The organism is Segatella baroniae B14, from assembly GCF_022024235.1.
Lineage (GTDB): Bacteria > Bacteroidota > Bacteroidia > Bacteroidales > Bacteroidaceae > Prevotella > Prevotella bryantii.
This window is the reverse complement of sequence record NZ_CP091799.1, coordinates 2,078,150-2,097,423: the sequence shown is the minus strand read 5'-3', so window position 1 is coordinate 2,097,423 and position 19,274 is coordinate 2,078,150. Positions and strand designations below refer to the sequence as shown.

The window sequence follows — 19,274 nt, the reverse complement described above, 5'->3', positions numbered from 1 at the left end:
TTTCTTCTGAAATATGTATTTTTTTATCTAAATTATTTTACAAATTATCCAATAAAATTTAAAGGTAAAAGCTTTCACTTTAATCACTAAAAGTCAAGCTTTTGTATTTAATCCCTCGGTATTCAAAATCTTATACTGAATTATTTCATTTTATTTGCGTTTTTTCTAGATGGGGTGGTTACGATGTTAAAAATTAATGATATTTTTCTGACGTTTTTTGAAAATTGTAATACTCTTTTTAAGAGTAGTGGTGGGGAGGATAGAGGTGGTTATATACTATAAAGTCTATGTAGGTTTATGCATAATGGATAATGATACAGAGAAAAATGAGTTATAATTTTGTGTTTATTCTCTTTTTGAGTAATTTTGTAGCCTAAATCAATAAATATTATGGCTAAAGATACTTCAGGACTTACTCCGATGATGAAGCAATTCTTCTCGATGAAAGCCCAACATCCTGATGCGCTCTTGCTTTTTAGATGTGGTGATTTCTATGAGACATATGGTGACGATGCTATAGAAGCCTCTAAAGTATTGGGAATTACTTTGACTCGCAGAAATAATGGTGGTAATACAGGGCAGATGGAAATGGCAGGTTTCCCACATCATGCCCTTGATACTTATTTGCCTAAGTTGATTCGTGCAGGTAAGCGTGTTGCTATATGTGATCAGTTGGAAGATCCCAAAAAGAAGCGGGAGGCATTGAAAGGAAAGAAAGGCCTTACAGAGATGGATAAGATGGTGAAACGTGGTATAACAGAATTGGTTACGCCAGGTGTCGCCCTCGATGATAATGTCCTGAATTATAAAGAAAATAATTTTTTGGCTGCAGTGCATTTTGGTAAGAATGCTTGTGGTATTTCTTTTCTTGATATTTCAACTGGTGAATTTCTCACAGGAGAAGGTACTTATGATTATGTAGAAAAACTCATTGGCAACTTTATGCCGAAGGAGATACTGTATGATCGTGCCAAAAAAGAAGATTTTGAACGTTTTTTTGGTACCAAACTAGTTACTTTTGAACTTGATGACTGGGTGTTTACTGAGCAGACGGCTCGCCAAAAACTTTTAAAGCATTTTGGTACTAAAAACTTGAAGGGTTTTGGTGTAGAACATCTCAAAAATGGTGTAATTGCAAGTGGTGCTATCATGCAATATCTTGAAATTACACAACATACTCATATTAATCATATTACTTCGCTCTCTAGAATTGAAGAGGAAAAATATGTACGTATGGATAACTTTACGATACGAAGTTTAGAACTTGTTTCTCCGATGCAGGAGGAGGGTAGTTCTTTGTTGAAAGTTATCGACCATACCATTACGCCAATGGGTGGACGTATGTTGAGACGATGGGTTGTGTTCCCTCTAAAGAGTGTAAAGCCTATTGATGAGCGACTGAATGTTGTAGAGTATTTCTTTCGTGAACCAGAATTTCGTGAGTGCATAGATGATCAGTTGCATCGTATAGGCGATTTAGAGCGTATTATCTCAAAAGTGGCAGTTGGTAGAGTATCGCCTCGTGAAGTAGTACAATTAAGAGTTGCATTAGATGCCTTACGACCGATAAAGACGGCCTGTCTTTATGCTAAGAACGAAGATTTGAAGCGAATAGGAGAACAGCTGAATCTTTGTGAGAGTTTAAAAAATAGGATTGAGCAGGAAATACAGCCAGATCCACCACAGCTTGTGAATAAGGGTGATGTTATAGCAGATGGTTATAATGCTGAGCTTGATGAGCTGAGAAGTATTAGTCGCAATGGTAGAGATTATCTGTTGAAGATACAGGAACAGGAAACTGAGAAGACTGGTATTAGTTCGTTAAAAGTGGGCTATAATAATGTTTTTGGCTATTATTTAGAGGTAAGAAATACTTATAAAGATAAAGTTCCAGCTGAGTGGATTCGTAAGCAGACATTAGCTCAAGCAGAACGTTATATTACTCAGGAGCTCAAGGAGTATGAAGAAAAGATTCTTGGAGCTGATGAGCGTATCTTATCGCTTGAAGCAAAACTTTTTAGCGAGTTAATAGTTGATATGCAGGCTTTCATTCCTCAGATTCAGATTAATGCTAACCTGATAGCTCAACTCGATTGTTTGTTGAGTTTTGCTGCAATCTCAGAGTTAAATCATTACGTGCGTCCTGTAGTAGATGATTCTGAAATTATAGATATCAAGCAGGGGAGACATCCTGTTATCGAAACACAGTTGCCAATAGGAGAGCAGTATGTGCCTAATGATGTGTATCTAGATAATGATAAACAGCAAGTGATGATGATAACTGGTCCGAATATGGCTGGTAAATCAGCACTACTGCGTCAAACGGCCCTTATCGTATTATTAGCTCAAATAGGTTGTTTCGTACCCGCTGAAGGTGCTAGAATTGGTTTGGTGGATAAAATCTTTACTCGTGTAGGTGCATCTGATAATATTTCCTTGGGAGAATCTACTTTTATGGTTGAGATGACAGAGGCTTCTAATATTCTGAATAATGTTACTCCTCGCAGTTTGGTACTCTTTGATGAGTTGGGGAGGGGTACTTCTACATATGATGGTATCTCTATTGCATGGGCTATTGTGGAATACCTTCATGAACATTCATCGGCTAATGCCCGTACTCTTTTTGCTACTCATTATCATGAACTTAACGAGATGGAAAAGCTTTTCTCACGTATCAAGAATTATAATGTAAGTGTGAAAGAAGTTGATGGTAAGGTTATCTTCTTACGTAAACTTGAAAGGGGAGGAAGTAACCATTCATTTGGTATTCACGTGGCAGAAATTGCTGGTATGCCGAAGAGTATAGTAAAGCGTGCTCATGTAATATTGAAACAGTTAGAGAATGAAAATTCAAATGTGGGTAGTGTAGGGCGACCTCAGGTAGAGAAGATCGCTTCAACCCAACAGGATGTGCAACTTAGTTTCTTTCAACTTGATGATCCTATACTCTGTCAGGTGCGTGATGAGATACTTGGTTTAGATATTAATAATCTTACACCTGTAGAAGCTCTCAACAAACTGAATGAAATTAAGAAAATTGTTTCAGGCAAATAATCATAAAAGGCATATCCCTTCATGGGTACGCCTTTTATGATATATAGTATAATGATGGTTATTTACGAATAACTTCTTTTAATTTCATCCTCTTACCACTTGTGGCAATGCTATATACACCGATAATAATGAGTGGAATAGAGAGAATTTGCCCCATATCCATAGGTAGACTTGACTCGAATGCAACTTGAATTTCTTTGGTGTACTCAATAATGAATCGTGCAATGAAAATCAAGGTAAGGCAGAGACCAAAATAGAGCCCAGAACCTATACTCTGAGTACCCTTCTTCTTGTATATTATCAATATGATGAAGAAAAAGAGTAGATAACAGATAGCCTCATAAAGTTGTCCAGGGTGGCGTGGGTAGCCATCTACACGGGCAAAAATAAAGGCCCATGGTACGTCGGTTACTTTGCCGATAATCTCTGAATTCATGAGGTTACCGAGGCGGATAAAGAAAGCTGTTATACTTGAGCAGATACCCATATTATCGAGTACAACCCATCCTGGAACCTTAAAGTTGCGACAGTAGAGCCAAAGTCCGACAAAGAGTCCAAAAACACCACCATGAGATGCAAGTCCTTCATAACCTGTAATGTGCCAACTACCATCAGCGCCATATCGAGCCGGAAGAAGCATCTCGAGGAGATGAGTGCCACTACTTAGAAAGTAGTCTGGCTCATAGAAGAGACAATGACCTAAGCGTGCTCCTAGCAGAATTGCGAGGAAGATATAGATAAAGAGTGGTTCAAACTGTTCATCTGAGAGTTTCTGCTGGCGATATAGCTTCTGCATGAGCACATAGCCAAGCGCTAGACCGATAATCCAGCAGAGCGAATAATAACGCAATGTAATAGGACCCAGAGAGCCAATAATTGGGTCTGGGTTCCATACTATATAGTTTACTAAATCTGTAAACATAAGCCTAGGTATTAAACATTGAAGCGGAAGTGCATGATATCACCATCTTGAACAATATACTCTTTACCTTCAATGCCGAGTTTACCAGCTTCACGTACAGCACTTTCTGAGCCATACTGGATATAATCTTCATACTTGATTACTTCGGCGCGAATAAAGCCCTTTTCGAAGTCTGAGTGGATAACACCTGCACACTGAGGGGCTTTCCAACCCTTGTGGAATGTCCATGCCTTTACCTCCATTTCACCTGCAGTAATAAAGGTCTGCAGGTTAAGAAGGCTGTAAGCTTTTTGAATGAGACGGTTAACACCACTTTGTTCCAAACCTAGTTCCTCTAAGAACATCTGTTTGTCTTCGTATGTTTCAAGACCTGCTATATCTTCTTCAGTCTTTGCAGCAATAACAAGGGCTTCAGCACCTTCTTCTGCGGCAATTTTCTCTACGAGTTGAGAGTATTGGTTACCATTTTTAGCACTGTTTTCGTCTACGTTAGCTACGTAAAGAACAGGCTTAGTTGTTAGAAGGAATAAATCATGGGCAGCCTGCTGCTCTTCCTTGCTCTCAAAGGTTACTGAGCGTGCGTTTTTACCCTGTTCCAAAACGGCTTTATAAGCTTCGAGTACAGATACAAGAACTTTAGCGTCTTTGTTGCCTGATGCTGCTATTTTTTGCTGCTTAGCCAGTTGAGACTCGATGGTTTCGAGATCTTTCAACTGTAATTCTGTATCGATAATACTCTTGTCTTCTAATGGATCAACAGGAGCTCCACTTTCGCGTACAATGTTGTCATTGTCGAAGCAACGGATAACGTGAATAATTGCATCGCACTCACGAATGTTACCTAAGAACTTGTTGCCAAGACCTTCACCCTTTGAGGCGCCCTTAACCAAACCTGCGATGTCTACGATTTCACAGGTAGCAGGAACAATACGTCCTGGATGTACGATTTCTGCCAATTTGTTAAGACGCTCATCTGGTACGGTGATGACACCTAAGTTTGGTTCTATAGTACAAAAAGGGAAGTTAGCTGCTTGTGCTTTAGCACTTGACAGACAATTGAATAGAGTAGACTTACCTACGTTTGGAAGGCCTACAATACCACATTTTAAAGCCATATTTTTATTTTAAATCTTTGATTTTTAACGTTAAAATTCAGTATGCAAAATTACAATATAATTTCGAAACAGCCAAATTAATGAGCTTCTAACCAGTTATTACCCCATCCTGCATCGGCAGTGAGTGGTACATCAAGGTGGAAGGCATTTTGCATCTCTTGTATTACAATTTGTTCTACCTTTTCTTTTTCTTCTGGATAGACTGAGAAGTTTAATTCGTCGTGTACTTGAAGAATCATCTTACTCTTAATACCTTCTTGGCGGAATCGGTTCCATATTTTAATCATGGCAACTTTTATAATATCAGCTTCAGATCCCTGAATAGGGGCATTGATAGCATTACGCTCTGCAAAGCCTCGTACTGTACCATTATGTGAGTTGATATCAGCTAAGTAGCGTCTACGGCCAAAAATGGTTTCTGCATAGCCGTTTTTTCGAGCGGCTTCTTTTGCTTTTTCCATATAGGCTTGCACCTTAGGAAAAGTTTTAAAGTAATCAGTAATCAAGTCTTTAGCTTCGCTATTACTGATGTTCATTCGTTGGGCTAGACCATAGGTTGTGATACCGTAAATGATACCAAAGTTGGCTTGTTTTGCTTTCTTACGTTGACTGTCGGTTACTTTATCTATCTCTTCGTGCCATATTTTAGCTGCTGTCGCACGATGAATATCGAAACCTTCTCGAAAGGCTTCGATCATATTCTCATCGCCTGAGAGATGAGCCATAATGCGAAGTTCTATCTGACTATAGTCTGCTGAAAAAAATAAACATCCTGGTTCTGGAATGAAACACTTTCGTATTTCTTTGCCATCGTCAGTCCTCACAGGAATATTTTGCAGATTAGGGTCGCTAGAAGAAAGTCTACCTGTAGCTGTTAATGCTTGGTTGAATGAAGTGTGGATATGACCTGTACGTTTGTTGATAAGTGTAGGAAGATTATCTACATAAGTACTTAGTAACTTCTTCATACCTCGGTAGTTAAGTATATTTTCAACAATCGGATTTTTTGCCCTTATAGATTGTAAAACTTCTTCAGATGTTACATATTGACCGGTCTTGGTTTTCTTTGGCTTTTCCATGATATGCATTTTGCCAAAGAGAATATCTCCCACTTGTTTTGGACTAGATATGTTAAATTTTTCAGCAGCTTCTTCGTATATTTTTTCTTCATATTTGCGCATTCTTTCTGTGAAAACTTTTGAAGTTTCTTGTAGAGCATTGGTATCGAGGCATATGCCATTTCTTTCCATGTCAGCCAAAACGGGTATTAATGGCATCTCAATTTCCCAAAATAAGTGTTCGGCTTTTACCTCTCCTAATTTTGGTTCGAGTACATTTTTTAATCGCAATGTTATATCAGCATCCTCTGCAGCATATTCATATACATCCTTAGGGTTGAGATCTCGCATATTTTTTTGATTCTTTCCTTTAGGACCTATGAGCTCTTCAATATGTATAGTTTGATAATTAAGAAATACTTCGGCTAGATAATCCATGTTGTGATGCAGTTCGGGCTGGATAAGATAATGTGCAATCATGGTATCAAACATTTTGCCTTTTATTTCAATATCATAATTCAAGAGTACTTCGTAATCATATTTAATATTTTGCCCTATTTTTAGAATTTTCTTATTTTCATAGAGCGGTTTAAAAATATTAACTATTCTTAAAGCTTTTTCTCTTTCAGCAGGAATTGCAACGTAAAATGCTTTATTTTCTTCTACAGCAAAGCTTAAACCCACCAATTCTGCGTCTATAGCATTGGTAGATGTTGTTTCTGTGTCTAGACTGAGATTTTTAAATGTCAATAAAAAGTCACATAAAATCTTACTATCTTCTTCATTATCAATAAGTTTGTATTCATGAGAATGTGTTTTTATGGTCTCAAAACTCGCGTTTTTAGAAATGGTTTGACCATCGGTCTGTTCTACGGCAAATAAATCCAATTCTTGAATTGCATTTTTTTTCTTATTTTCTGATTTATTAAGAATTTTGTTTTTGAAACTCTTAAACTCGAGTTCAGTGAAAATTTCATCAAGTTTATCGGCATCAGGTTCTTGCAGCTTTAAATCTTCCATTTTAATGTCGGTGGGAACATCTGTACGGATAGTAGCCAAGAAATAACTCATCTTAATATCTTCGACAGCGTTTTCTACTTTTTCTTTTAGTTTGCCTTTGAGCTGAGAAGTATTGTTTAAAAGATTTTCGACAGAGCCAAATTGGTTAATCAATTTAGCAGCTGTTTTTTCGCCTACGCCGGGACAGCCTGGAAAATTATCAGCAGAGTCACCCATGAGGGCAAGCAAATCGATAATTTGAGTAGAGGAGGAGATACCATATTTCTGAGCGATTTCCTTTTCGCCCAAAATTTCATATCCGCCACCATGTTGAGGGCGATACATCTTTACATTTTTTCGTATGAGCTGTCCATAATCTTTATCAGGAGTCAGCATATATGTGTCGATACCTTTTTCGCCAGCTTGAATAGCTATTGTTCCGATAATATCATCTGCTTCGAAACCATCAGCCTGTAATATAGGAATTTTATAAGCACGTAATATATCCTTTATAATAGGGACACTGGCTTTAATATCTTCAGGAGTTTCTTCTCGCTGAGCCTTATAGGCAGGAAATGCATCATGTCTAAAAGTCTTTCCATGATCGAATGCTACTCCTATATAAGTAGGATTTTCCTTTGTCAATACCTCGTTGAGCGTGTTGCAAAAGCCCATAATGGCAGATGTGTTTAACCCTTTAGAATTAATTCTAGGAGCTCTAAGTAAAGCGTAGTAAGAGCGATATATTAATGCGTAGGCATCTAAAAGAAATAATTTTTCCATTATAATTTTATATTATCCCGTAAAATTACTAAAAAAATACCATAAATCGAGATTATTTGATTAATTTTGTATCAAATTTCACGAAGTAATGGATTATTTATCTCTCATCAAATCTTCTATTTCTATTGATTTAGATGATTTTGTAGCTTTGTTTAACCAGTCTTTGAGTCATACTGACGGACTCTTATCGCAGGTTCTTGATCATATTAAGCAACGTGCGGGTAAGCGTATGCGGCCTATGCTCATCTTACTTATGGCCAAAAATTTTGGCAAAGTTTCTGATGTGAGTTTGAATGCAGCTGTTGGTCTCGAACTTCTTCATACTGCATCTTTAGTACATGATGATGTCGTAGATGAAAGTGATGAGCGTCGAGGGCAGGCTAGTGTTAATGCAAGTTATAATAATAAGGTTGCAGTGTTAGTAGGTGATTATTTACTTTCTACAGCTTTGCTTTATGTTTCTTATACTCATTCAGAAGTAATAGTAAGGTATTTATCAGAATTGGGTAGAACTTTATCTAATGGCGAAATCCTTCAGCTATCGAATATTCAGAATAGAACGATTTCTGAAGATGCTTATTATGATGTTATTAGTATGAAGACGGCTGCTCTTTTCGAAGCTTGTGCTGTTATTGGTGCAGAATCAGCTGGTGCTTCACATGAAGATACTATGGCTGCACGCGAATTTGGTAAAAAACTTGGACTTATTTTTCAGATTCGTGATGATATTTTCGATTACTATGATTCTAAGGAAATTGGTAAGCCAACTAGTAATGATATGGTTGAAGGTAAGCTCACTTTGCCTGTTATATATGCTTTAAATTCTACTGATAATAAGGAAATGTTAGAGTTGGCATATAAAGTAAAAGATCATACGGTAACTGATGAAGAAGTTGCACAATTAGTGCAGTTTACAAAGGAAAATGGTGGTATAAACTATGCTTATAAGATTATGGATAGACTTCATGAAGAGTGTATGATTTTTATCGATGAATATGTTACTAATCCAGAAATTAAGAAATCTATTACTGCATATCTTGATTATGTTAGTGAGCGTTCCTTTTAAATATGGAATAGTAAGAATATTTTTTTTACATAACAACTGCTTCTAAATATTATATTAAAGGGTAAGATTAAGTCAATCTTACCCTTTATAATATTTTAGTTTGTTTTGTTAAGATGGTCTGCTTAGAAATATTTAACCTCTTTACCCTGTACTGCACTAAGGAGAAGATTAGCTAAACGAGATGTACCAAGGCGGAACATCTTGTTAGTAAGCCATTCTTTGCCTAAGACTTCTTTTACTATAGTGTAGTATATAAGTGCATCCTGGACAGTATTTAAGCCGCCAGCAGGCTTCAAACCAATCTTATTGCCAGTTTCTTTAAAATATTCTTTAATGGCTGTACACATCACGTAAACGGCTTCAGGAGTAGCAGAAATCTTTTCTTTACCTGTAGAGGTCTTAATATAGTCTGCACCAGCATACATAGATAGTATTGAAGCCTTCTTTATGTTGCTGCAGTTAAGTAAATCGCCAGTCTCAAGAATTACTTTCATAGGTATTTCTTCGCCGCAGGTAGACTTTAATTCCATAATATCTTCAGCTACGCCTTCATAGTCTTCGCTAAGAAATTTACCAACAGGCATAACGATATCTATCTCATCAGCACCATCCTGAATAGCCAAAGCTGTTTCTGCTACTTTTACTTCCATGCGGGCCTGTGATGAAGGGAAACAACCGCTTACGTTAGCGATATTTACACCATCTACTTCAAGTGTATTGCGTACCAATTTGGTGAAAGAAGGATAGGTGACTACAGTAGCAACGTGTGGCATATCTGTGTAATCGTGAGCGAAACTGTTTACTTTTTCTACCATTGCCAAGATTTTCTCTTCTGTATCGGCTGTGTTGAGTGAAGTAAGTTCGACACTGCCAAAGAGGAATTTCTTTACCTCAACAGTATCATTTTCTGCTACTTTATTAGCAATAATGTCTTCTACTGCAGCTTTGATATCTTCATCTTTGATGTCAGTATTATACTTTGCTAAAGCTTGATCGTATATACTTAATTCTTGAATCTTAGCCTTTTCAGAATTGGCCTTATCCTTCATTACTTGGTCTGTAATATTACCTTTTTTTCCTAGTTCCATAATATTTAATTTTATGATTTTTTTATTTCTGATTACTTTAATTGATGAGTGTTATCACTCGTATATTATTTTTTAGTTGTAAAATGACTTTTAATATTTTGCTTTTATTTTAATTTGGGATTGTTGAGATGTCTTTCAGAATCTCTTTTTGTTTTTTTGTCGAAACTTTTTTGGAGTTCAGCAGTGAGATTTATTCCTGTTTGATTGGCAAGACAGATTAATACCCATAATATGTCTGCCATTTCTTCTCCAAGGTTAGTATTTTCTCCCTCTTTGAAACTTTGGTCTCCATATTTTCTTGCTATAACACGGGCTAGTTCACCAACTTCTTCTGTAAGACAAGCCATGTTGGTGAGCTCATTGAAGTATCTTACACCATAGGTTTTGATCCATTTATCTACTTTTTCTTGTGCCTCTTGTATAGTCATATTATTTATTTGAGTTATATTATTTATTCTTTATTTTTGGTATCCATACATATCGTCACAGGTCCATCGTTAAGTAATTCTACCTTCATGTCTGCTCCGAATTCACCTGTGCCTACAGGTTTACCTATCTCTTCGCTTAAGCGCTTTACAAAGTGATTATAGAGTGGGATGGAGATTTCATGTTTGGCAGCTTTTATCCAGCTTGGTCTATTTCCTTTCTTGTAGCTTGCCATGAGTGTGAATTGGCTGACGACAATTATATCTCCGTTAACATCCATAATAGACTTGTTCATGATATGATTTTCATCATCAAAAATACGTAGTCCCTTTACCTTTTTTACAAGCCATTCTATATCTTCTTCTGTATCGCCTTCTTCAATTCCTTGTAGAATAAGATACCCTTTTCCGATAGATGATTTAACTTGTCCTTCGATAGTTACGGAAGCGTGTGAAACACGTTGTATTACTATTCTCATTTTTTATTTATTTTGTACTTGCGTCTTTTCGTATTACTATAACCTTGCAAATATACGAATTTATTTCGATTTTAGGGTTTTCTTTTTATATGTTATTTGGTTAAGTTACTACTTATATTTCTTTTTGTTAATTATTCATGAAAATGATGGTATAATATTTCCGCTTTTGAAGGGCCGAGTATACTCGTAAGTTTCTGGATATCAGCTTCTTTTATCGATTTTACTGTTTTTAGCTTTTTCAAAATTAGTTCTTTTGATTTTGGACCAAATCCTTTGATATCATCTAGTTCACTGTGTAATGCATGTTTACTTCGTTTGTCTCGATGGAATGTTATTGCATATCGGTGTACTTCGTCTTGTATTTGAGTAAGTACACGGAACAGTTCGGAATCTGTCTTGATTCCTATTACTTGTGGTGGCCAACCATAAAGTAATTCGTTTGTCCTGTGACGATCATTTTTTGCCAAACCTGCTATTGGTATGTTGAGATGTAGTTCACCTTCTATAACTTGTCTTACTACATCCATTTGTCCTTTTCCACCATCCGTTATAATTAGGTCGGGTAGTGGAGTTTTCTCTTCCACCATTCTTGTGTATCTTCGTCGAACTACTTCTTGCATGGATGCATAATCGTCTGGGCCTACAACGGTTTTGATATTGTATTTGCGATAGTCTTTGCGTGATGGTTTCATACCTTTATATACAATGCATCCTGCTACGGCATCAGAACCCGATATGTTGGAGTTATCAAAGCATTCTATGTGATATGGTAGCTTATCGAGTTTAAGAGCCTTTTTAAGCTGGGTCATGAGTCGTGTTTGTTTTTGTTCAGGATTAAGTTTTTCTGCTTGTTTAAGTCGATCGAATTTATACTGTTTTCCGTTCATTTCAGATAATTCTAGCAGGTGGTGTTTATCGCCTCTTTGTGGAACAAAGAATTCTGCATTCTTAATTTTCCATTCCATTTCGAAAGGAACGATAATTTCTTTAGCTTGACTATGAAAACGTTGTCGAATATCTGGAATAGCTGTAATCAGTAATTCCTCATCAGTTTCGTCTAATTTACGTTTATATTCGAATGTGAAACTTTGGTTAATGGTACCATTTTTGACGTGAATATAGTTGATATATGCGTTCTTATGATTATCATCATCTGTAATAGTAAATACATCAACGTCGTCTATTGTATGGCTTACGACTTCACTTTTTGCTACAAAATCGTTAAGAAGAAGGTATTTCTTCTTGTATTTTTCTGCAACTTCAAATTTTAATAATTCAGCATTTTTTTGCATGAGATGGTAAAGAAACTCTTCTACTTTTCGAGTGTTTCCTTTCAATATTTCTCGCGCTTGTCGTATGTTTTCTTGGTAATCTTCATATGACTGCTTATTGATGCAGGGTGCTCCGCAATTGTGTATGTGGTATTCCAAACAAGGCTTATATTTGCCCTGTAAAACACCTTCTCTAGTAATAGGAAAGCGGCAAGTACGTGGTTTATATACTTTTTTTATGATGTCTAATACAGCATACATACTTGTAATATGAGGATATGGACCATAGTATGTGCCGAATTTTTTATTTATTGTTCTAGTTTTAAAAATACGAGGAAAATATTCGTTGGTAACGCAAATACTAGGGTAGGTTTTCCCATCTTTTAGAAGTACATTATATTTTGGATTATATTTCTTGATCAGGCTGTTTTCTAGTAAAAGGGCATCTTCTTCAGTATTAACCACGGTATATGATATATTATGTATTTTGCTGACTAATACTTTCGTTTTAAATCGGTCTACTTCTTTGTGAAAATAAGTAGAAACTCTACTTTTTAGTTTCTTAGCTTTGCCTACATATATAATAGTTCCTTCACTATCGTAAAATTGATAGCTTCCAGGCTTCTCTGGCATGTTTAAAACAATATTCTTGAGATAGGTGACTCTTTTCTCATTTTCTTCTTTAGTCATTTTTCGTAAACCGTTTATTTATAGGAACTTTACTTTATCTTGTTTCACGTGAAACGTTAACGTTATGTGACGTGTGTAGTACTTAAAAGTATATGTTTGGCACGCTTAAACAAAGATAATAATTTTAATTTAAAGTAGAAAGTTATATATCATAAAATTAGTGAATAAACAGTATTTTATGGATTATTATTTATATGATAGCATGCTTTTTTTTGTGTGTCTTGTTTATAGTAAAATTTAAGTTAGGCATTTGTACGCTTAATATTGTGGCGTAGATTGATATCACTAAAGCAAGTGATAATTTTGATTTGCTTTATCTTAAATGTTGTAGTTGATTATTGAATTTTAGGTGTTAATATTATTTTTATTATATAAGTACTAATAGTTACAAAAGATATGAGAATTCTTATCTACAAATATATCAAAGTTTAATTAAGTATGTATAATACTTGTTGAATGTAGTTTTTTTAAAACACGTTTCTATTTATAACAACAATGTATAAATAGAATGTTTTGGTTTTTCTTATTTGTCCTGCGCTTATTTTAGCTTTTGCTAAAACGTATAATTTTGATAATTTATTCGTGTGCTATATTTTCTTGTATGTTTAATAGGGTACTAAAACTAGTGAGATCTTGATTAGAGTTTTTTGTAAATGTCGGTTTGTATTTGAATCTTCTCTAAATGTTTTTTTTGAAGATTATTTAAATTGTATTTTAATATTACGTAGAATAGATTGATTTCTAAGTATGCTACAAAATAAATGGCCAAACTTTTTATATAGTTGGCCATTTATTATTCCTTATAGCTAGTTTTTATAACTAATTGCTTGTACTATCATTTTAGAATTTTAGGAGAGAGGATACTTCAATGTCATCTCCAAATTCTTTTCTGGCATTTGGAAATTCGCTTTCTAATTCAATGATAAAATTGCAATATATTTTTTTAGGATGGAATTTCTTAACAAGTTGACAAGCTGCTTTCATAGTTCCACCTGTAGCTAGTAGATCATCATGGAGTAGGATTACATCGTTTTCATTGATGGCATCCTTATGAATTTCAATAGTGTCCATACCATATTCTTTGGCATAACTCTCCTGTACTGTTTCACAAGGAAGCTTTCCTGGTTTACGACAGAGAACTATTCCGGCGCCAAGACGTATAGCAAGAGCTGATGACATTACAAAGCCGCGGCTTTCGATTCCAACGATTTTAGTTATCCCTTTATCTTTATAAAGCTCGTACATATCATCGCAAATTTCTTTCACACATTCTGCACTTTTGAAGAGTGTTGTTACATCTCTAAAATTAACCCCTTTGATAGGCCAATCTGGAATGCAACGCAGATTGTCTAATAATAGCTTTTCGTTCATTTTTGTTTTATTTTTATCTCTAGTATTTACTATGTGAAACACGTTTTATTGGCTTGAAGTAGTAATATCTTTTGTTTTTCTAATTATTCCTATTTCAGTCAGTTACAGTATTTTGTTTCTATAAATTGTTTCACGTGAAACATTATCTGCCGAGGAGAACTAATAATACGTTGATGTCACTCGGAGAAACGCCTGGTATTCTACTTGCTTGAGCCAACGTTTCTGGATCAATCTTGGTGAGTTTTTGGCGTCCTTCAGTAGAAATTTCATGAAGTTCTGCATAATTGAATCTACCTTTAATCTTGATATTTTCCAATCGATGCATTTTTTCTGCTACTATTTTCTCTCGCTCTATGTAGCCTTTATATTTCATCTTGATTTCAGCAGCTTCTGCAATCTCTTCTTTTCTATTTTCTGGCATATGAAGTTTTTCCTTTAAGGCAGGAATAATTTCGGCAAGATTTTGCAGATTAAGATGTGGGCGTGCAATGAGATCTATAAGTTTACAGCCAGCTCGAAGTGGGGTGGTGCCAAGTGCTTCAAGCTGAGAATTGATATCCTTTGCTTTGATTGGCATTTGTTCGCAGAATTGTATTAATTCATCGACAGCTTGTTTCTTTTGTATCCACCAATCATATCGGTCTCTTTTAGCAATACCTAAGTGGTATGCTTTTTCTGTTAGTCGTGCATCAGCATCATCCTGACGTAAGAGAATGCGATATTCGGCACGTGATGTAAACATTCTGTAAGGTTCATCAACACCCTTTGTTACTAAATCATCGATAAGAACACCTATATAGCTTTCATCTCGTTTCATGATAAATGGTTCACCATTATTGCAGTAAATAGCCGCATTTATACCTGCTATGGTACCTTGACCTCCTGCTTCTTCATAACCTGTGGTTCCGTTTACCTGACCAGCAAAGAAAAGCCCTTTGATAATCTTGGATTCCAATGAATGTTTGAGTTGTGTAGGATCAAAATAATCATATTCGATGGCATAACCTGGACGATAGATTTCTACATCACGGAATGCTCGAATTTTACGAATGGCATTCAATTGCACATCCATCGGCATGCTAGAAGAAAAACCATTCAAGTACATTTCGTTTGTATCTTCACCTTCTGGCTCTAAGAATAGGGGATGTTGTTCTTTGTCAGGAAAAGTTACAAGTTTGGTTTCTATAGAAGGGCAGTAACGTGGCCCTGTACTTTGAATTTGACCATTGAAAAGTGGAGAGTCTGCAAGACCTTCTTTCAATGTATCGTGTACTTCTTTATTTGTATAGGTTGTCCAACATGGTAACTGTTGCAGTACGCGATGTGGGCCCATGTAAGAAAATTGATGAAAATCAGAATCTCCATCTTGAACATCCATGTCTTCAAAATGTACGGAACGCTTATCTATTCGTACAGGAGTACCTGTTTTCATTCTTGCAGATGTTATACCCCATCGAGTAATGCTTTCTGTGAAATTATGAACAGCTGGTTCGGCACAACGTCCACCTTCTACCATTTTACGTCCGATATGCATCAGACCATTGAGAAATGTACCAGCAGTAACAATGATACTCTTGGCATATAGTTCTACCCCCCAGATAGTATGCACGCCAATAGCTTCTCCGTTTTCGACGAGCAGTTTGTCGGCTTGATCTTGCCAAATTTTCAAGTTTGGAGTGTTATCCAAAACAGTTCTCCATTCCCATATAAACTTTCCACGGTCACATTGTGCACGTGGACTCCACACAGCAGGCCCCTTTCCTATGTTTAACATACGAAACTGGATGGCTGTCTTGTCTGTAACAAGACCCATTTGACCACCGAGGGCATCGATCTCGCGAACAATTTGTCCTTTTGCAATACCACCAACGGCAGGATTACAACTCATCTGGCCAATTTTGTTCATGTCCATTGTTACTAGACATGTCTTGGCTCCCATGTTTGCAGAAGCAGCTGCAGCTTCACACCCAGCGTGCCCACCACCGATGACAATGACGTCATAATTAAATTTCATGATTGTTGTTTCCTATTTTTTGGCAAAAGTAAGAATTTTAATTTGATTTTTTTATAAAAAACTTTGATTTATCATCAAAATATAGTATTTTTGCAGTGCTGTATGTGCTGACAATACCTAAAAAAGTGGAGTCGATTTTACATTTCGACATTTTGCATTCAGCTCTGTTGTATAAGGAAAGATATTAGTAGATAATAGTTTCTAACAGTTAAATATTTAAAATTCAATCATTTATGTGGTTAATCAATTCACCTATCGGTAGAAAGGTTGTTATGTCGGTTACTGGCGTATGCCTTATTCTATTCCTGACATTCCACTGCTGTATGAATGTTGCTGCTTTCTTTTCTGGAGAAGCATACAACATGGTATGTGAGTTTTTGGGTTCTAACTGGTATGCCGTTGCTGGTACTCTCGGTTTGGCAGTCCTTGCTGTCGCTCACATCGTTTACGCATTCATCCTAACAGCACAAAACCGTCGTGCTCGTGGTAACTCTCGTTATGAGGTTACTGGTTCTTACTCACAGGTAAGTTGGGCTTCTCAGAACATGCTCGTTTTGGGTATTATCATTGCTTTAGGTCTTCTCCTTCACCTGTTCAATTTCTGGTACAACATGATGTTTGCCGAGTTGGTAGGTATGGAAGGTCTTGCTCACAGTCCATCTGATGGTTTTGCATGGATTAAGGACACTTTCGCTAATCCTGTATTCTCTATTCTCTACATCATTTGGATGGTTGCAATTTGGTTCCACCTTACTCATGGATTCTGGAGTGCTATGCAGACACTTGGTGTTAGTGGTAAAATATGGCAGAAGCGTTGGCAGTGCATCGGTTTCGTTTATGTTTCTATCCTGATGGCTGTGTTTGTATTCCTTGTTCTCTCATTCTGGCTCGGCTTTGCACCAAGTATGTGCTGTGCCTAATTGAGATTCTTTATTCATAATTTATAATAGAAAAAGATTATGTCACAAATAGATTCTAAGATTCCAGAGGGCCCAGTGGCCGAGAAATGGACTAATTATAAAGCTCACCAGCGTTTGGTGAACCCTAAAAACAAACTGAAGCTTGATATTATTGTTGTAGGTACAGGTCTTGCTGGTGCTAGTGCTGCAGCTTCTCTTGGTGAGATGGGTTTCAACGTACTGAATTTCTGTATTCAGGATTCTCCACGTCGTGCTCACTCTATCGCTGCACAGGGTGGTATCAATGCTGCTAAAAATTATCAGAATGATGGTGACTCTGTTTACCGTCTGTTTTACGATACTGTAAAGGGTGGTGACTACCGTGCTCGTGAAGCTAACGTATATCGTTTGGCAGAGGTTAGTAACAATATCATTGATCAGTGTGTCGCTCAGGGTGTTCCTTTCGCTCGTGAGTATGGTGGTATGTTAGCTAACCGTTCATTCGGTGGTGCTCAGGTTTCTCGTACATTTTATGCTAAAGGTCAAACTGGTCAGCAGTTGCTTCTTGGTGCTTATTCTTCTTTAATGTGCCAAGTAAATGCGGGCAAGGTAAAACTCTACACTCGTTATGAGATGGAAGATGTTGTTATCGTAGATGGCCGTGCTCGTGGTATTATAGCTAAGAATTTGGTATCTGGTAAATTAGAGCGCTTCTCTGCTAATGCAGTAGTTATCGCAACTGGTGGTTACGGTAATACCTACTTCTTGTCAACCAATGCTATGGGTTGTAACTGTACAGCTGCTATTCAAGCATATCGTAAAGGTGCTTATTTCGCTAATCCTTGTTATGTACAGATTCATCCTACTTGTATTCCTGTACACGGTGACAAGCAGAGTAAATTGACATTGATGTCTGAATCTCTTCGTAATGATGGTCGTATTTGGGTTCCTAAGAAACTCGAAGATGCCAAGAAACTTCAGAAGGGTGAAATTAACCCTTGGGATATTGCAGAGGAAGATCGTGATTATTATTTGGAACGTCGTTATCCTGCATTTGGTAACTTGGTGCCTCGTGATGTTGCATCACGTGCTGCAAAGGAACGTTGTGATAAGGGCTTTGGTGTTAACAATACAGGTCTTGCTGTATATCTAGACTTCTCTGAGTCTATTAACCGTTTAGGTCTTGATGAAATCATGCAGCGTTATGGTAACCTTTTCGAAATGTATGAGGAAATCACTGACGTATTCCCAGGTGAACTTGGTAAGGAAATCAATGGTGTGAAGTATTACAAGCCTATGATGATTTTCCCAGCTATCCACTACACTATGGGTGGTATTTGGGTAGATTATGAGCTCCAGACATCTATTACAGGTCTGTTTGCTATTGGTGAGTGTAACTTCTCTGATCATGGTGCAAACCGTTTGGGTGCTTCTGCATTGATGCAGGGTCTTGCTGATGGTTACTTTGTATTGCCATATACCATTCAGAACTATCTAGCCGATCAAGCTATTTGGCCTAAAGTTCCTACTACAGCTCCTGAATTTGATGAAGCAGAGAAGGGTGTAATGGCAGAGATTGATCGCTTAATGAATATTAAGGGTAAGCGTTCTGTTGATTCTATCCATAAGGAACTTGGTCATATTATGTGGGAACATGTAGGTATGGGTCGTACAAAGGAAGGTCTTGAGGAAGGTTTGCGCTTATTGAAACAGGTTCGTGAAGAATTTAATACAAACCTTTTCGTTCCTGGTTCTAAAGATGGTTTGAATGTTGAGCTTGATAAAGCTATTCACCTTCGTGACTTTATTCTGATGGGCGAACTTATTGCTTATGATGCACTCTCTCGTAATGAAAGTTGTGGTGGTCACTTCCGTGAGGAGCATCAGACACCAGAGGGTGAGGCTGCTCGTGACGATGAAAACTACTTCTATGTAGGTTGTTGGAAGTATCAGGGTAATGATACAACAGCTCCAGAACTCATCAAGGAACCTCTCGAGTATGAGGCAATCAAGGTACAAACACGTAACTATAAGAATTAA

The 19,274-nt window shown here is 36.8% G+C and carries 13 protein-coding genes; 4 read left to right on the top strand and 9 right to left on the bottom strand.

The genetic code is table 11. From position 1 onward, the window contains the following. The first annotated feature begins 390 nt into the window (after positions 1–390). Complete coding sequence (mutS, locus tag L6469_RS08960; RefSeq protein WP_074548060.1) at positions 391–3,054, top strand: DNA mismatch repair protein MutS; 2,664 nt, start codon at positions 391–393, stop codon at positions 3,052–3,054. A 58-nt stretch (positions 3,055–3,112) separates the two neighbouring features. Here mutS and lgt read toward each other — a convergent pair whose 3' ends face one another. The 3 genes from lgt to polA form a co-directional block, all read right to left on the bottom strand. Continuing rightward, on the bottom strand, positions 3,113–3,976 hold the full coding sequence (lgt, locus tag L6469_RS08955) for a prolipoprotein diacylglyceryl transferase (RefSeq protein ID WP_006282782.1): 864 nt from the start codon (positions 3,974–3,976) through the stop codon (positions 3,113–3,115). A gap of 11 nt (positions 3,977–3,987) precedes the next feature. Further along, entirely contained in the window at positions 3,988–5,091 is a 1,104-nt protein-coding gene (gene ychF, locus L6469_RS08950) for a redox-regulated ATPase YchF (RefSeq protein WP_006282781.1), read from the bottom strand. A 77-nt stretch (positions 5,092–5,168) separates the two neighbouring features. Further along, positions 5,169–7,931, bottom strand: a complete 2,763-nt coding sequence (gene polA, locus L6469_RS08945) for a DNA polymerase I (protein ID WP_006282780.1) — start codon at positions 7,929–7,931, stop codon at positions 5,169–5,171. Positions 7,932–8,019: 88 nt separating this feature from the next. On the opposite strand from polA, the gene L6469_RS08940 reads away from it, so the two are divergent. After that, positions 8,020–8,997 carry a polyprenyl synthetase family protein gene (locus L6469_RS08940; RefSeq protein ID WP_006282779.1) on the top strand — a complete coding sequence of 326 codons (978 nt, stop codon included), beginning with the start codon at positions 8,020–8,022 and terminating at the stop codon, positions 8,995–8,997. Between the two features lie 122 nt (positions 8,998–9,119). On the opposite strand, the gene deoC is transcribed toward L6469_RS08940, so the two are convergent. The 6 genes from deoC to mnmG all read right to left on the bottom strand — a co-directional run bounded on the left by deoC (position 9,120) and on the right by mnmG (position 16,335). Continuing rightward, positions 9,120–10,046, bottom strand: a complete 927-nt coding sequence (deoC, locus tag L6469_RS08935; RefSeq protein WP_027453217.1) for a deoxyribose-phosphate aldolase — start codon at positions 10,044–10,046, stop codon at positions 9,120–9,122. A 143-nt stretch (positions 10,047–10,189) separates the two neighbouring features. Next, on the bottom strand, positions 10,190–10,513 hold the full coding sequence (locus tag L6469_RS08930) for a nucleotide pyrophosphohydrolase (protein WP_006282777.1): 324 nt from the start codon (positions 10,511–10,513) through the stop codon (positions 10,190–10,192). A 23-nt stretch (positions 10,514–10,536) separates the two neighbouring features. Beyond that, complete coding sequence (gene dtd / locus L6469_RS08925; protein ID WP_006282776.1) at positions 10,537–10,989, bottom strand: D-aminoacyl-tRNA deacylase; 453 nt, start codon at positions 10,987–10,989, stop codon at positions 10,537–10,539. A 131-nt stretch (positions 10,990–11,120) separates the two neighbouring features. Then, positions 11,121–12,950 carry an excinuclease ABC subunit UvrC gene (gene uvrC / locus L6469_RS08920; RefSeq protein ID WP_006282775.1) on the bottom strand — a complete coding sequence of 610 codons (1,830 nt, stop codon included), beginning with the start codon at positions 12,948–12,950 and terminating at the stop codon, positions 11,121–11,123. Between the two features lie 840 nt (positions 12,951–13,790). After that, positions 13,791–14,321: an adenine phosphoribosyltransferase gene (locus L6469_RS08915; RefSeq protein ID WP_027453214.1), complete on the bottom strand. Its 531-nt coding sequence runs from the start codon at positions 14,319–14,321 to the stop codon at positions 13,791–13,793. Between the two features lie 142 nt (positions 14,322–14,463). Next, positions 14,464–16,335: a tRNA uridine-5-carboxymethylaminomethyl(34) synthesis enzyme MnmG gene (gene mnmG / locus L6469_RS08910; RefSeq protein WP_006282773.1), complete on the bottom strand. Its 1,872-nt coding sequence runs from the start codon at positions 16,333–16,335 to the stop codon at positions 14,464–14,466. Positions 16,336–16,568: 233 nt separating this feature from the next. Between mnmG and L6469_RS08905 the strand changes: the two genes are divergently transcribed. Both L6469_RS08905 and L6469_RS08900 read left to right on the top strand, forming a co-directional pair. After that, entirely contained in the window at positions 16,569–17,255 is a 687-nt protein-coding gene (locus tag L6469_RS08905; RefSeq protein ID WP_006282772.1) for a succinate dehydrogenase/fumarate reductase cytochrome b subunit, read from the top strand. Between the two features lie 39 nt (positions 17,256–17,294). Beyond that, the gene (locus L6469_RS08900; protein WP_006282771.1) at positions 17,295–19,274 is read left to right on the top strand and encodes a fumarate reductase/succinate dehydrogenase flavoprotein subunit; all 1,980 of its coding nucleotides are present in this window, start codon (positions 17,295–17,297) and stop codon (positions 19,272–19,274) included.

Excerpts from the sequence above, each read along its gene's own strand:
- mutS (WP_074548060.1), top strand. The coding sequence starts at position 391 with ATGGCTAAAGATACTTCAGGACTTACTCCGATGATGAAGCAATTCTTC.
- lgt (WP_006282782.1), bottom strand. The coding sequence starts at position 3,976 with ATGTTTACAGATTTAGTAAACTATATAGTATGGAACCCAGACCCAATT.
- ychF (WP_006282781.1), bottom strand. The coding sequence starts at position 5,091 with ATGGCTTTAAAATGTGGTATTGTAGGCCTTCCAAACGTAGGTAAGTCT.
- polA (WP_006282780.1), bottom strand. The coding sequence starts at position 7,931 with ATGGAAAAATTATTTCTTTTAGATGCCTACGCATTAATATATCGCTCT.
- L6469_RS08940 (WP_006282779.1), top strand. The coding sequence starts at position 8,020 with ATGGATTATTTATCTCTCATCAAATCTTCTATTTCTATTGATTTAGAT.
- deoC (WP_027453217.1), bottom strand. The coding sequence starts at position 10,046 with ATGAAGGATAAGGCCAATTCTGAAAAGGCTAAGATTCAAGAATTAAGT.
- L6469_RS08930 (WP_006282777.1), bottom strand. The coding sequence starts at position 10,513 with ATGACTATACAAGAGGCACAAGAAAAAGTAGATAAATGGATCAAAACC.
- dtd (WP_006282776.1), bottom strand. The coding sequence starts at position 10,989 with ATGAGAATAGTAATACAACGTGTTTCACACGCTTCCGTAACTATCGAA.
- uvrC (WP_006282775.1), bottom strand. The coding sequence starts at position 12,950 with ATGACTAAAGAAGAAAATGAGAAAAGAGTCACCTATCTCAAGAATATT.
- L6469_RS08915 (WP_027453214.1), bottom strand. The coding sequence starts at position 14,321 with ATGAACGAAAAGCTATTATTAGACAATCTGCGTTGCATTCCAGATTGG.
- mnmG (WP_006282773.1), bottom strand. The coding sequence starts at position 16,335 with ATGAAATTTAATTATGACGTCATTGTCATCGGTGGTGGGCACGCTGGG.
- L6469_RS08905 (WP_006282772.1), top strand. The coding sequence starts at position 16,569 with ATGTGGTTAATCAATTCACCTATCGGTAGAAAGGTTGTTATGTCGGTT.
- L6469_RS08900 (WP_006282771.1), top strand. The coding sequence starts at position 17,295 with ATGTCACAAATAGATTCTAAGATTCCAGAGGGCCCAGTGGCCGAGAAA.